16 protein-coding genes and 3 pseudogenes are annotated in these 13,513 nt (G+C 60.7%); 8 read left to right on the forward strand and 11 right to left on the reverse strand.

Features of this window, described 5'->3' with window-relative positions; all coding sequences use genetic code 11:
* The first annotated feature begins 79 nt into the window (after positions 1-79).
* On the forward strand, positions 80-1,426 hold the full coding sequence (locus ACYQ14_RS10100; RefSeq protein WP_459887674.1) for a tryptophanase: 1,347 nt from the start codon (positions 80-82) through the stop codon (positions 1,424-1,426).
* Between the two features lie 110 nt (positions 1,427-1,536).
* Here the strand turns inward: ACYQ14_RS10100 and ACYQ14_RS10105 are convergent, their stop codons facing one another.
* From ACYQ14_RS10105 to ACYQ14_RS10115, 3 genes are all read right to left on the reverse strand, one after another.
* On the reverse strand, positions 1,537-1,902 hold the full coding sequence (locus tag ACYQ14_RS10105; protein WP_459887677.1) for a hypothetical protein: 366 nt from the start codon (positions 1,900-1,902) through the stop codon (positions 1,537-1,539).
* 73 nt (positions 1,903-1,975) lie between these two features.
* Positions 1,976-2,413, reverse strand: a complete 438-nt coding sequence (locus ACYQ14_RS10110) for a GNAT family N-acetyltransferase (protein WP_459887680.1) — start codon at positions 2,411-2,413, stop codon at positions 1,976-1,978.
* Positions 2,413-2,541, reverse strand: a complete 129-nt coding sequence (locus ACYQ14_RS10115) for a hypothetical protein (protein WP_459887683.1) — start codon at positions 2,539-2,541, stop codon at positions 2,413-2,415. Before ACYQ14_RS10115 ends, ACYQ14_RS10110 begins: the two co-directional genes overlap by 1 nt.
* Before the next feature lie 265 nt (positions 2,542-2,806).
* On the opposite strand from ACYQ14_RS10115, the gene ACYQ14_RS10120 reads away from it, so the two are divergent.
* Complete coding sequence (locus ACYQ14_RS10120; RefSeq protein WP_459887686.1) at positions 2,807-3,466, forward strand: helix-turn-helix domain-containing protein; 660 nt, start codon at positions 2,807-2,809, stop codon at positions 3,464-3,466.
* A gap of 335 nt (positions 3,467-3,801) precedes the next feature.
* On the opposite strand, the gene ACYQ14_RS10125 is transcribed toward ACYQ14_RS10120, so the two are convergent.
* Together ACYQ14_RS10125 and ACYQ14_RS10130 are read right to left on the reverse strand one after the other, a co-directional pair.
* Positions 3,802-4,185 carry a hypothetical protein gene (locus ACYQ14_RS10125; protein WP_459887688.1) on the reverse strand — a complete coding sequence of 128 codons (384 nt, stop codon included), beginning with the start codon at positions 4,183-4,185 and terminating at the stop codon, positions 3,802-3,804.
* A gap of 13 nt (positions 4,186-4,198) precedes the next feature.
* Positions 4,199-4,708: pseudogene (locus ACYQ14_RS10130) on the reverse strand (SRPBCC family protein); the annotation flags it as partial.
* A 2-nt stretch (positions 4,709-4,710) separates the two neighbouring features.
* Here ACYQ14_RS10130 and ACYQ14_RS10135 point away from each other — a divergent pair.
* Positions 4,711-4,854 (forward strand): annotated as a pseudogene (locus ACYQ14_RS10135) (N-methyl-L-tryptophan oxidase); the annotation flags it as partial.
* Positions 4,855-4,901: 47 nt separating this feature from the next.
* Here the strand turns inward: ACYQ14_RS10135 and ACYQ14_RS10140 are convergent.
* Entirely contained in the window at positions 4,902-5,342 is a 441-nt protein-coding gene (locus tag ACYQ14_RS10140; RefSeq protein ID WP_459887690.1) for a DUF1467 domain-containing protein, read from the reverse strand.
* A 212-nt stretch (positions 5,343-5,554) separates the two neighbouring features.
* Between ACYQ14_RS10140 and ACYQ14_RS10145 the strand changes: the two genes are divergently transcribed.
* Positions 5,555-5,980, forward strand: coding sequence for a hypothetical protein (locus ACYQ14_RS10145; protein WP_459887692.1), 426 nt, complete (start codon positions 5,555-5,557; stop codon positions 5,978-5,980).
* Positions 5,981-5,986: 6 nt separating this feature from the next.
* Here ACYQ14_RS10145 and ACYQ14_RS10150 read toward each other — a convergent pair whose 3' ends face one another.
* Entirely contained in the window at positions 5,987-6,778 is a 792-nt protein-coding gene (locus ACYQ14_RS10150; RefSeq protein ID WP_283836563.1) for a mechanosensitive ion channel family protein, read from the reverse strand.
* A 586-nt stretch (positions 6,779-7,364) separates the two neighbouring features.
* On the opposite strand from ACYQ14_RS10150, the pseudogene ACYQ14_RS10155 reads away from it, so the two are divergent.
* Positions 7,365-7,586, forward strand: a pseudogene (locus tag ACYQ14_RS10155) (RidA family protein); the annotation flags it as partial.
* A gap of 65 nt (positions 7,587-7,651) precedes the next feature.
* Here the strand turns inward: ACYQ14_RS10155 and samp2 are convergent.
* Together samp2 and ACYQ14_RS10165 are read right to left on the reverse strand one after the other, a co-directional pair.
* A complete protein-coding gene (gene samp2 / locus ACYQ14_RS10160) occupies positions 7,652-7,885 on the reverse strand; it encodes a ubiquitin-like small modifier protein SAMP2 (protein WP_283836561.1) in 234 nt (77 codons plus the stop codon).
* A 112-nt stretch (positions 7,886-7,997) separates the two neighbouring features.
* The gene (locus ACYQ14_RS10165; protein WP_283836559.1) at positions 7,998-8,195 is read right to left on the reverse strand and encodes a hypothetical protein; all 198 of its coding nucleotides are present in this window, start codon (positions 8,193-8,195) and stop codon (positions 7,998-8,000) included.
* 182 nt (positions 8,196-8,377) lie between these two features.
* Here ACYQ14_RS10165 and tnpA point away from each other — a divergent pair, with 182 nt between their 5' ends.
* On the forward strand, positions 8,378-8,752 hold the full coding sequence (gene tnpA / locus ACYQ14_RS10170) for an IS200/IS605 family transposase (protein WP_459887697.1): 375 nt from the start codon (positions 8,378-8,380) through the stop codon (positions 8,750-8,752).
* Entirely contained in the window at positions 8,749-10,023 is a 1,275-nt protein-coding gene (locus tag ACYQ14_RS10175; protein ID WP_459887699.1) for an RNA-guided endonuclease InsQ/TnpB family protein, read from the forward strand. Before tnpA ends, ACYQ14_RS10175 begins: the two co-directional genes overlap by 4 nt.
* A 113-nt stretch (positions 10,024-10,136) precedes the next feature.
* On the opposite strand, the gene ACYQ14_RS10180 is transcribed toward ACYQ14_RS10175, so the two are convergent.
* Complete coding sequence (locus tag ACYQ14_RS10180) at positions 10,137-11,315, reverse strand: bactofilin family protein (protein ID WP_459887702.1); 1,179 nt, start codon at positions 11,313-11,315, stop codon at positions 10,137-10,139.
* A 138-nt stretch (positions 11,316-11,453) separates the two neighbouring features.
* On the opposite strand from ACYQ14_RS10180, the gene ACYQ14_RS10185 reads away from it, so the two are divergent.
* Positions 11,454-12,446, forward strand: a complete 993-nt coding sequence (locus tag ACYQ14_RS10185; RefSeq protein WP_459887705.1) for a replication factor C small subunit — start codon at positions 11,454-11,456, stop codon at positions 12,444-12,446.
* Between the two features lie 41 nt (positions 12,447-12,487).
* Here the strand turns inward: ACYQ14_RS10185 and ACYQ14_RS10190 are convergent, their stop codons facing one another.
* A complete protein-coding gene (locus ACYQ14_RS10190) occupies positions 12,488-13,384 on the reverse strand; it encodes a phosphatase PAP2 family protein (protein WP_459887708.1) in 897 nt (298 codons plus the stop codon).
* Positions 13,385-13,513: the final 129 nt, after the last annotated feature.

The following is a 13,513-nucleotide window of genomic DNA, read 5'->3' on the forward strand; positions in this document are numbered from 1 at the left end:
CGGTTGGGTGCCGACTCGGCACCTCGATGGGCATGTTATATCAGATAGGCTAAACAACCTCGGGGTCTTCATCCGCTTCATGGTTTCCTATAAGTCCAAAGCGGTCGAACGGATCCAGTTGCCCTCGGTCGAGGAACGTGAACGCGCGCTCGAGGAAGCTGGCTACAACGTCTTCAATCTCCCAGCCGACGACGTCTATATCGATCTTCTGACAGACAGCGGAACGGGGGCGATGAGCGACGCCCAGTGGGCCGCGCTCCACCGCGGCGACGAATCTTACGCCGGCTCGCCGAGCTTCGAGCGCCTCGAGTCGGCCGTCGAGGACGTAATGGGATTCCCGTACGTAATTCCGGCCCACCAGGGACGAGGCGCGGAGAACGTCCTCTACGGAACCTTGCTCTCGGAAGGCGATGTCGTTCCCAACAATACCCACTTCGATACGACTCGAGCCCACGTCGCGAATCAGGGCGCGGAAGCCGCCGATTGCCCGACGGAGGCGGCTCACGACCTCTCGAGAGAGGAGCCGTTCAAAGGCAACTTCTCCGTCGAACGCGCCCGCGAAGTCGTTTCGAAGGTCGGCGCGGAGAACGTCCCTGTCGTCATCTCGACGATCACGAACAACTCGACCGCCGGCCAGCCGGTCAGTATCGAGAACACGCGTCGGGTTCGAGCGTTCGCGGACGAAATCGACGCGACGTTCGTCGTCGACGCCTGTCGGTTCGCCGAGAACGCCTACTTCGTTCGCGAACGGGAAGCCGAATACGCCGATGCGACCGTCGCGGATATCGCTCGCGAACAACTCGAGTACGCCGACGCCGTCGTGATGAGCGGGAAGAAAGACGGTCTCGTGAACACGGGTGGGTTCGTCGCGACTCGAGACGAGTCCCTCTTTGAGCGCTGTAAGAGCCGAGCGATCCTCTACGAGGGGTTTCCGACCTACGGCGGAATGGCAGGACGGGATCTCGAGGCGATGGCTGTCGGGCTTCGCGAAGCAGTCGAAGATGCCTACGTCGAGGACCGAATCCGACAGGTCCGAACCCTCGCGTCGATGCTCGAGGAGGCCGGGATTCCGATCTACGAGCCGGCGGGCGGTCACGCGGTATATCTCGACGCGGGATCGTTCTATCCCCACCTTGACTCGAGCGAGTTCCCGGGACAGGTGCTGGTCTGTGAACTCTACCGCGAAGGCGGGGTTCGAGGCGTCGAACTCGGGAGTTTCGCGTTCCCCGACGCCGATCGTCCGGAACTGGTCAGACTCGCGATTCCGCGCCGAACGTACCATCGAGAACACTTCGAACACGTCCTCGAGACGGCCGTCGATGCCTACGAAAACCGCGAAAACGTCGGCGGCCTCCGACTCGCCACCGAGCCCGAAATTCCCGAATTACGGCATTTCACGGCCGAACTCGAGCCGATCTCGAATTGATTCGGCTCACGACCTCACGGCTACGGAGCGAGGATTTTTGGCTTTATCGCGGTCAGCAGTAAGGACTATTAGCTCCGGTGTGAGGACTATTAGCTCCGGTGTGAGGACTATTAGCTCTGCAGAACGCTCCGTGCGCGATCGCCGAGCGTCGGTTCCGGTTCCGCGCTCGTCTCGCTCCCGAGTCGCCGTTTGGCCTTCGTCCGAAGGCCGCCCGAACCACTCGAGGATCCGGACGTGTCGACGATCCAGTTGGGAAGCTGTCCCTCCATCTCCGAGCGCTTTTGCGCTTTCATCTTACTATACTGTCGCAGGAGGAGGCCGATCCCGATGAACATCCCGGCGTCGAGCAGTTCTCGACGAAACCGTGTCGAGTCGTCTCTGACCGCGAGTGCCTTTAACAGCGAAATCACGCCGATTCCGAGATACAGCAACGAGTTCCGCGACGGGTCACCGCTGAGTATCCGTTGTAGGTTCATGCGCACCGACGTACCACGTTATCGCTCATAAAACCGCCCCGGTCTCTCAGCGCTGTCGGTTCAGCCCGCCATTTCAGTCCGTTCGTTCCAGCGAGCCGCGATACCGCTCGGCGTCGATCGGTTCGATCGAGAACTCGAGCGACTCGTAAAACGGACGCACGTCGGCGTCGAAGCGCGCGGTTAGTCGCCGTTCGCGCGCCACGGCTCGTTCGATCAGGTTTCGCCCGATTCCCTTCCCGCGATGTCGTCGACGGACACCGATCGCGCTGACGTGTGCACCCGGATCGTCCCCCTCGACTGCTTCCAGAGGCTTGAGGACGATCGTCCCGAGCACTCGTTCGGTTTGCGCGCTCGAGGGGTTCGAATCCCCGCTCGCTTCCCACCGATCGCCGGCGACGAAGACATCGTCGGCCTCGATACGGGCTTCGACGTTACCGGGCTCGAGCATCGATGCGTCGAGGATTCGCCGGACCTCGAGTGCATCCTCCGGGGTGGCGAGACGAGTGAACATTATCGTACGAGGGCGTCGAGTCCGAACGGCGATCCTTCCGACAGCGATAGCTGGTTCGGACCGCTCGAGCGAGCAGCGATCGGATCGGTCGTGCCCGCGGAGCGGCCGGTGACGTCTGCTTCGGTCATTGGCGAATAGTTCGGCCGAACGGAGAAAACTATCGGCCTTTCAGCGGTGCCCGGATCGCCTAACTGCCCCGGTCTCGTCTGCAAATGTACTAAACGATTAAGGGGAAATAGCCGCCATACAGTAACATATGGGCCATGTGAATACACGACTCGAAATCTTCGTCAATTTCGGTTGGTCGCGGAGCGCCTCTCGTCGGCGACGACACCTCTCGAGACGCCTTTCGAGACGCCACTCGAGACAGCGGTCAGTGCGAGGCGAACGATCGTGAGCCTCATTGCGATCATCGACATCGCCCATCCCGATCTCGCGCTGGCACCGACGGTTCGTGAGTGTCCGGAGACGTCCATCGAAGTCCTTTCGCACACGTCGACGGATCCCGAGACGGGAATGTTCTTCTTCCTCGTCGATGGCGCTGACGAGACGTTCGACGAGGCGCTCGAGCAAGACCATACGGTCGACACGTGGTCTCTCGTGGACGATCTCGAGCGGACGCGTATCTATCGGTTGCAACACACCGAGGGGACGAAACTCATCTCGCCGGCGACGATCGAACTCGGCGGGTTGTTGTTGCGGGCCAAGAGCAACGACCGAGGGTGGACGGTGCGGCTCCACTTACCGGATCGAGAAGCGCTCTCGTCGGTGTGGGAGTACTGCGAACGTGAAGATATTTCATTCGAGCTGTACCGCATGTTCCGTCGAGACGAGTGGACGGACGGAACGTCTCCGAACGTCACCGACGAACAACGCGTCGCACTGGAAACCGCCTACGAGGAAGGATACTTCGAAGAACCTCGTAAAACGTCGCTCGCCGAACTCGCCGACCTGCTTGAGATCTCACCGACGGCCGTCGGCGGCCGCCTTCATCGCGGGACGGGCCAGCTCGTGTCGAACACGCTCCTCGAGGAAGACGAAGAGAACTCTTAGGTCTCCTCAGCAGGCGTCATAGAACAGTTCATGCCCTCTCTCCGACTACTCGACGAACGGTAAGTACAGGCGGAGGTGTTACCGCTGCGGTCGTGACGCAAGCACTGCACCCGCGAGCGACCATCGGGAGCGAGCGGCTTTTTAGCGTAGATTTTTGGAGGAGTGGTGAGCGAGCAACGCGAGCGAACCCGACGAGAAAAAGGTACGTTTGCAGGTCTACTGACCGCGCTATCCTCCGAATGTTTGATCAGAATTTATTCCTTGAGAGCTCTTCTCCTCATACTGTCGGCTGTAACTATGCGACGAGAATCTGGAACGACTTACAGCCGACAGTATCAAACGACGGCGAGGTGATCGGCTCGAGGCTCGTAGAGCGCCCCGGTCATCCGGACCTCGTATATCCGCTCGAGGGTTTCGCCGACGGTCCACCCCTGTTCGCCCATCGCCGTGGCGATGGTCCCGATCGGAACGCCCGCTCGCTCGTACTGTTCGTCGAGTTCGCTGATCACCTGCTCGAGCGTGCCTTCGACTGGGAGTTCGAATCCGAACCGGGCGCGCTCGACGGTGACGTCGTCGCCCGTGTGACGATGATACCGTCGGTAGAACTCGACGATCTCGTTCGCCGAGTAGAGCCCCTTTTCGATGTCGGCTCCCAGGTAGGCGACGCGAAACGGTGCCTCTCGCGTCTCCGGGTTCCGTCGATCGTTGGCTGAGGTCATTAGAATCGAGGGCTCACACCTCGTAGGCTTCCTGTGCGAGGCGGTGGAGTTTGTGGACGGTGTGTTCGTTGGGGCCGAGCTGGGCCTGTGCGATCGCGCCGGATTCGAGCCCGCGTTGTTGGCGCTCGACCAACTCGAAGTCCGCTTCCTGGAGCTGACGGCTCGTTCGAACGAACTCCGTTTCGTCGCTACTCAGCTCGGGGTCTTTGAAGTAGTAGTCCACGACGAGCTAGAATCGCCCCTCGTCGATCGGATTGATGAGGTACGTGCCGTAGCCGTCGGCGGTGCCGTACATGTTGACCGTAAAGTTGTGCCAGAAGTACCAGAACTGGGCTTCGTGTTCGTCGTGAATGCGCATCTCGTCGTCGACGTCCTCGCCGTGTCGGTAGTGGAGGGTCCAGTGGTAGTCGTTGACCTCGAGTTCGGAGTCGAGCAGTTCGAGGTCCCGAACCCAGTTCTGATGGTTCGCCTGGCAGTGATCGCATTCGGAGTAGTTGCCCGCGAAGACCTTCCAGTTGCACTCTCGTCGTCGGGGCGGGATTCTCGGGATACGGGTTCAAGTTCGCGTCCGTGATCGGCGAGATTCTGGCCGACCTCGCGGTCGACGGCGAAACGGATCACCCGATCGAGATGTTCGTCCTCGAGCGGTTCGACGACGGGATGAAATAGTCGCGAGAACCCGTTGTTCAGGAATAGTAGTAACCACTCTCGGTCTGCTAGTCGTCTAAAACGCGCTCTTCGGGTGATGGCCGTCCCGGGTAGATTCCGTATCTCGCGAACCAGTAGAGCACCGTAACCGCGACCGCACAGAGAACCGCGGTCCCGGCGAGCGCCTCGAGTGCGGTGGTCGCGACGGGTCCGGAGAACGAGTTCCCGACCGCTTCGGCCTGCTCGCTCGAGGGTGACGTTGCGAGACCGTATGGGACGAATGCAACGAACGCGAGTGCCCACCACCGTCCCGTCGTGAGTCGAAGGGCGTCGATCGGTCGGTCGTCGACGGCACTGGCGATACCGAAGAGACCGATACCGGTCAGGAAGAGTGCGGGAACCGTGCGGGCGGAGGGAGCAAATCCGTCGTTAATCGCGACGCCGAGCGCGACGACTCCGGCTGAAATTGCGAGGAGGAGCGAGGTTGGTCCGGGGAAGGGCTTGCGCATACTGAACAGCACTACCGGCTGATCGCACAAATGTCTCGCGAACTTCGAAACTATCGTTTTTGGTGAAGAAACGGTTCGCTGACTCCCATCGGCGCACAACAAAGGACGTATTACCGACGCGGACGAGACGAACGTGAGATCAATGCGACAGGACTCGAACGAAATCGCCGTCGAACGAGCGTGCGTCGAACGTCGCGCGAGTACGTAGAATAATGTCGATAGCCAAACAATTGTGGAAGCGATACGTCTCGAACCGCCCGGAGCAGTATCAGGCGTACGTCGCCTTCCCACAGAGAACGGACCAGCCGTCGATCGGCGACGTCCACGACCGGATCGAAGAATTAGAACGCTGTTTCGAAGGCCGACTCGACGTATACGCCAAATCCAACGGTATCGCAGTCGCCACTGACCGCGTCCCGGCCGAACGATTCGACGTGGACGCGTTCGAATCGGTCCTCGAGCGAATCGAGGATGTCTACGCCGCGACGCATCGACTCGCGCAGGTCGAGAAGTGCCGACCGATCGATGGTCGTCTCGTCACGTCCTACGTCGTCGTGCCCGTCAGACCACTCTTTCCGCGCGACGCGACGGCGCGATCGAACCGGCCAACGGAGCGGGTTTCGACGCCACTCGAGTGAGGGTGTTCAGTCGTCTTCAGCACCCGGTCCGGCGCTGGGTTCGGAGCCGGGGTCGCGGTCGCCGCCGCGTGGCCCCTCTCCGGTTTGCGTGTTCTCGGTTGGCGTGACCGTACTCGTCCGTCCCATCCACCGGTCGATGTTTTCGGAGACGTAGTCCTTGCCGCCCCAGCCGAAGGCGACGCCGACGCCGATGGCGACTGCGGCCGCGAGTCCCCACGCGAGCGCTCGAGCGAAGACGTACAGGATGCCCACGTCGATTCCCATCGTATCCAGACCGATGACGATCGCCGTAAAGTAGAGGAACATCCGAGCGCCGTTCGCGAACCAGCTCGCGTAGGCAGTCTGGGCCGCAGCCTGCGTTCGTTCGATGACGTCGCCGATGAAGTCCGCGACGACGAATCCGAGGACGATGACGAGCAGGCCCGCGATGAACGCCGGCAAATAGGAGACGGCCGTTGAGATCCACTCTGAGAGCGTGGGGATCGCGAGGGCGTTCGCAGCCGCGAGGATCGCGAGGGCGTAGACGAACCACTTCGCCAGCTTCCCGAATGCACTGGAAACCGCCCGTTCTGTTCCGCCGAGTATCCGCCCGAGCGGCGTCTCGAGTACCATGCGATCGAGTTCGACGCCATCTGCGAGCCGTCGGACGACCCCGGCCGCGAGGCGACCGATGACCCAGCCGATGAGCAGGATGACTACCGCACCGACCAGTCGCGGAAGGAAGGTGATGAGTTCGGCTACCGGGTCCTGTAACCATTCTGGGACCTGTACCTGTTGTGCGGGTTGGATTTGAACCATGCCCTTTGTAGTTCGGGCTTCTAGTTCTTTGTAATTGTGTGGATATTTTCGAGTGTGTAAAAAACTCACTTGCTGGAACGGTCGACACGACCGATGAATTGTCTGCTACGGCGAATCACACACAATGAGGACTCGTTACAAATCAACATTGACTGGAACTTTCCGTCTACGTATCAACGGAAATGAACGCTGTCAAGACCGTAAGAGGAGGCCACGATAACAGACGATTGAACGGAAACGATGAACACGGAGACAGAACGTAGCGCGAAGCGGACAATTCGAATTGACGACGGTTGACCAGACGTCTCAGTTTCCGTATGTTACTTGATCGAAGACACGACCGGAAGCGTGGGGCGACGCCACTTATTTGGTCCGGCCGCCCTCAAGCGGAACCGATCGCCGATCCGCGGTCGAACGTCGATCGAAGCCGCTCTTCGCCGATCGGACTTCCAGCTATAACGCGGAGAGTTACCTCTCATACGAGACCTGTACGTCCGTTTCGTTCGCGAACGAAGCGTGAGACACTGGATCAGGTACACACTTCTTCGCCAACACGGGTGGTTCGGTAATACCGTATTACTCGGCCTGTCTCGAGAACGTCGAATCGATCCTCGAATCCGACGGTCTCGAGCTAGCAGACATCCTCAAAGTAACGGTCTTTCTCGAGGGTATCGACGACTTCGAGGCGATGAACGAGGCCTACGCCGAGTTCTTCGAAACCGACCCGCCGGCCAGAAGCGCCGTCGAGGTCGGGAACGTGCCCAAGGGTGCGGCTCTGGAGATCGAGGTCGTCGCGGCGACGAACTGACGAGTCAGTCGCTCCATCTCGAGTCGAAATTCCAGGGACGAATTGAAGTGTCGCGCTGACGCCGCTTACCCGCCCTTGATCAGTCGAAGCACTGTAACGTGCTCTGACTCGACCGGCTGATCTTCGGGGACGGGACGACCGTCGACGAGGACGGACACCTCGTGGGGGCTCAGGTCGATTTTGGACAGGAGATCGGCGTAGGTTGGTTGCTCGACCGCGGTTTCGGCCGATTCGGTGGGGACGTCCTCGAGGGCGAACTCGTGGGTTTCCTCGCCTTTGACGTCCACGGTGACGCGCATGGTCGTCGTTGTCGCCGTTCGAACTTGAGGGCGTCGTTGCGCGGTTTGGAAACGTACTCGGACCCGGTGTTCGGTTCGCGAGACCTTCGTTCGGATGCGAGAGACGGAACGCTCACCCGGATGAACGATCGTTCCTGATGAACAACACGGCCGCACACACGAAGAGATAAACCCCTAACAGGAGGTGAAACCAGCCGTCGGGAAGAATTTCCGAAATCCCCACGAAATAGTCCAGCAAAAGCAACGTGCTCACCCAGATGAGTATGGTCACTTCGAGATCGTTCGGAACGTACTGGCCGATATTCGTCATTCGAATGTAGGCTTGTTTACTATCGGTTGACAACTCTAGCTACTTTACGTGAAAACAGGCGCAAAGCCTCGCCCTTCAGGGTGGGGATACGCGCCGTAATTCTCGTTAATCTTCTGCCGTCGAAAGCACTGCCGGGGTTCTGTCGGTGCGGTTAAGTAGCATTCTGGCCATAGTATGCATAGATGGTGAAGAGCACCCGTCACGCGAAATACGAACTCTACTACCACATAGTGTTCATCCCGAAGTACCGGGAGCCGCGTCTGACGGGCGCAACCAAAGAACGTCTCAAAACCATCTTCGTGGAGATATGCGACGACAAAGACCTTGAACTTGTAGAGGCCGAAATCATGCCCGACCACGTTCACCTGTTCGTGGGAAGCCCGCCGCGCAACGAACCGTCGTTGCTCGTCAATTGGCTCAAAGGCATCTCCGCGCGGTACTACAATCAGCGATACGACGACCGTATCAAATGGACACGCTCGTACTACGTCGGAACGGCGGGTAGTGTCTCGAAGGACGCCGTAGAACAGTATATCCGCGAGCAACAAAACGCATGAAGCGCGTCAACACCTTCCGAGTAGCCCCACAGTCCGACGAGGACGAAGAGCTACTTGGGCGGCTGTTGGATGCTTCCGCAAGCCTGTGGAACGAACTGAACTACGAGCGTCGGCAGAACTACTTCGCCGACGACGATTCGAGCGTGTGGGATACCGACGAATACCGAGGACGCTACAACGGTATCGTAGGGTCCGCGACCGTCCAACAGCTCACACGAAAGAACAGCGAAGCATGGCGGTCGTTCTTCTCGCTGAAAGAAAGCGGCGAACGCGCGAACCCACCGGGCTACTGGGGCAACGAAGAGGACGGGCGAACGCTCCGTACCTACATCCGTTGCAATCAGTACACGCTCGAATGGGGCAAGCGTAGTCGTCTCGAAATCCCCGTCGGGCAAGACCTGAAAGAAGAGTACGGTCTTGGCTACCACGACCGCCTTCGCCTCGAAGTGCGAGGGAACCCGAAGTGGGATGGCAAACAGGGCCGTCTCGAAATCACCTACGATGAAACGAGCGATACGTACCGAGCTTTTCAACCTGTCACCGTGCCTGATTCTCGGCAGGATTCACCACTGGCGGATGAAACCGCCGCTCTGGACGTAGGCGCGAACAACATCGTAGCGTGTTCGGTTTCGACCGGCTCGCAGTACCTCTACGAAGGACGCGACCTGTTCGAGCGGTTTCGTGAGACGACGAAGGAAATCGGCCGTCTACAGTCGAAGTTGCCCGAAGGGCGCTACAGTAGCAACCGCATCCGGCGGCTCTACCGACAACGAACGCGCCGACGGGACCACGCGATGAACGCTGTTGCCCGCGACCTCGTAGAACGGCTCTACGACGAGGGCGTTGCGACGGTGTACGTCGGGGACTTAACCGATATTCTCGAATCGAATTGGTCGGTTCGGGCGAACGCGAAAACGCACAACTTCTGGGCGTTCCGCGCGTTCATCAACCGTCTCGCCTGCGTTTGTGAGGAATACGGTATCGTCCTTGAAGCGCGGACGGAAGCGTGGACCTCGCAAGAGTGTCCCGACTGTGGGGAGCGAGAGGGGACTGTGCGCCACGAAGATACGTTGACGTGCCCCTGCGGTTCCGAGGGACACGCGGACCTCACGGCGTCTGAGACGTTCTTAAAACGCGAAGCGAGCGGCGAAGTCGGGCCGATGGCACAGCCTTCACGGTTCAAGTGGGACGACCATTCATGGTCAGCGTCATCACGCGCTTGTCTCAACGAACAACGTGAGAACCCGCAAGTTGCCTCCGTGGGTCGGTAGCCGAACCCCCAACGGAGGAATCTCGCCCCTTTAGGGGCGGGAGGATGTCAACCTCTTCAGGTCCATCGATCAACGAAGGGAACACGACGAGGTCGGTCGGTCAATCGACCGAATCAGTCGGCGGCCGGTCCCTCGCGACTCGTCGGCGTCGGCGACTCGCGACTCTGCCGTCGCTGACCGTACAGCGCCATCGAGAGCGCGCCGAGGCCGAGCAGGAATATCAGGAAATTGACCAGGCCGCCGACGATGGGGACCTGCGTGAGTATCGCGCCGCCGACCATGCCCACGACGAGCGCGAGCCAGCGATTGCCGACGCCCAGAAGCGACAGGAACCAGGCGGCCACGGCGAACCGCCCGTAGACGACCCCGACCCAGACGAACAATGCGAAGAGGAACCCGCCGACGATCGAGAGCGGAATTCCGATTATCGTGATCGCGATCGCAACCAGAGCGATCGGGATTCCGACGAGGAGCAAGAGCCCGACCAGCCCGGCCCGGACGGGAGCGGTTGCAACCCGTTCGGCGACGTCGTCCGAAAACCGAGGGAAGAGTGCGAGCAGTGCCGCTCCCAACAACAGGTTCAACGTGAGCGTGTACAGCGCGAACAGCCACGAGACGATCGGCTCGAGCGCCGGTTCGAATCCGACACCGAGCGACGAATCCTGACTGACTTCGCCCGCGACGACGCCGGTGTCGCCCTCTAAGCTACCGTTGTACTCGAGGTCGCCTGCGATGGCGGCTGTCTCGCCGAGTTCGATCGTGTCGGCGGCGATCGCCGCGTCGCCGTTTATCGTTCCGTCGACAACGACGGTTCCGGCTCCGACCTGAAACTCGCCTTCGACCGTTCCGTCCTCGCCGAGGATGACGTTTCCGCCGGCCGCGCTCACGTCGCCCGCGACGGTGCCGTCGATCTCGAGGTTACCCGAGACGCTCGAGACGTCGCCGCCGACTTCGCCGTTGACGTAGACGTTCCCGGCGACCGAACTCACGTCGCCCGTGACGGTGCCGTCGACGATGACGTTACCCGCGAACGCCTCGACGCTGTCGACGGTTTCGCCCTCCTCGACAGTGACGGTCCCGCCGACGCCGTCGGAGCCGTCGATCGATTGGGCGGCGGCGAGCCCGGGTGTGGTCCCGAGGATGAGGGCAGCGATCAGGATGAAGACAGCGACTCGAGTGAGTGCGTCGCTCGTCCGTTTTTTCGAAGCGTCATCCGCAGGGCGCTCCGAACCGTCACCCGTTGATCGTTTCGAAGCGTCGCTCTCCGATGTCGTCGTGGTTCCTGGTGACATATCATCAGTACGGCCTCATGGGCGATAAAATGATGTCTGTGGTGACACATTTCCGAATCGTTCGAACGAGTGATTCGTGGGGTCTGTTGATGCTCTCGCTTCGGTCGTTTTATCTTCGACCCTCCCCTTTCGGCCTGTATGAGCGAGGCCGACGCCGAGACCGCGGAGTCGACGCCGGGCCGGACCGAAGTCTGGATCGAGAAGTATCGCCCGGAGCGCCTTGACGAGATCAAGGGCCACGAGGACATCATCCCGCGGCTCTCCCAGTACGTCGAGCAAGACGACCTGCCGCACCTTATGCTGGGGGGTCCGGCCGGTACGGGAAAAACGACAGCTTCACAGGCTGTCGCGCGCGAAATCTACGGAAGCGACTGGCGAGATAATTTCCTCGAGTTGAACGCCTCCGACCAGCGCGGGATCGACGTCGTCCGAGACCGGATCAAGAACTTCGCCCGCTCGAGTTTCGGCGGCTACGACTATCGGATCATCTTCCTTGACGAGGCCGACGCGCTGACCTCCGACGCCCAGTCCGCGCTTCGCCGGACGATGGAGCAGTTTTCTCACAACACGCGATTCATCCTCTCGTGTAACTACTCGAGTCAGATCATCGATCCTATCCAGTCCCGGTGTGCGGTGTTTCGCTTCACCGAACTCTCCGAACCGGCGATCGAGGAGCAAGTGCGGGAGATCGCCGAAAACGAGGATATCGAGGTAACCGACGACGGCGTCGACGCGCTGGTCTACGCCGCGGCCGGCGACATGCGAAAGGCGATCAACGGCCTGCAGGCCGCCGCGGTGATGGGCGATATCGTCGACGAGGATGGCGTCTTCGCGATCACGGCCACGGCCCGACCCGAGGAGGTCGAGGAGATGGTCGAGCAGGCCATCGACGGCGACTTCACGGCCGCTCGCTCGACCCTCGAGACCCTCCTGATGGACCGAGGGCTCGCCGGTGGCGACGTTATCGACCAGCTTCACCGCTCAGCCTGGGAGTTCGACCTCTCGGAGAAAGCGACCGTTCGACTGCTCGAGCGACTCGGCGAGGTCGATTACCGCATCACGGAGGGCGCGAACGAGCGACTACAACTCGAGGCGATGCTGGCGGCGCTGGCGCTTGAGGGCGAATCCTAATCCGAAGGCGGTTGCGACGGTTGTTTCTGTGTTTGTCGGCTCTATCCAGTGAGTCTCGACGCCGTTGCCGACCACTCCTCGCGGCTCGGGGTGACCCACGGAACGAGGACGACCGCCGCGAGGAACAGTGCCGACCAGGCCACGATGAAGGCGTCGTTGCCGATTCCCAGGTCGGTCACGAACCAGGTTCCGAGGACGACCAGAACCCCTGCGACCGGGAGGACGTACTTCAGGACGGTGTCCCGAATCAGGTCGGCGATGGCCGGTGCGAACTGCCACGCGAGCAACGCGCCGACGCCGCCGCCGAAGACGATATGCGAGTTTCGGCTCCCGACCAGTACGACGGCGGCTATCCCGAACGCCGTGCCGACTGCGAGGGCGGCTCTCGTCTCGTCGGTCGAGTAGTGTCGAACCAGGTAGTATATTGCCAGGAAGGCGAGCCCGTAGGCGATGCCGCCGGCGACGTCACCCGGGTAGTGAACCGCGAGGCCCACTCGAGTCAGCCCGACCCACAGCATGACTGCGGTTCCGACGACCGCTCGCTTTGCGAGCGTGCTGACGGGGAGGTCGACCACGAGCATGCCGACGATGACCGTCGCCGCCATTGCGTGGCCGCTCGGGAAACTCGCCGTGGAAATGTGGGCGGCGTGTTCGTACCACGGGACGAACCAGTTGGGGAACGATTCGGCACCCACCGGCGGGCCGACGGTCGGTCGGGTCGCCGTGTGATAGGACTTGGTCAGTGACATCAGGCCGTAGTAGCCGATGACGCCGCCGAGCCACGGCGCGACGAGGTCGCGCTTTCGCCAGTAAGCGGCGATCATCGCGGGAGCGATCAGGTAGACGCTCCCCAGGTACGAGAGGACGACCATGAGGACGCCGAGCCAGGTGGGGATCGCATCGCGGACGGCTTCGACAACTGCTGGATCGAACCACATCGCAGAGTGATCGGAGACGACAATTTGTATTACTTTCGCTTTGGATAACACTTCCTCGCTTCCTCCACTACGCTACTTATATACTGGTTCGATTGCCGTTGGTGTAATTTCTGGTATAGTGATAGCTTA

The sequence above is a fragment of the Halostagnicola bangensis genome (assembly GCF_054653435.1).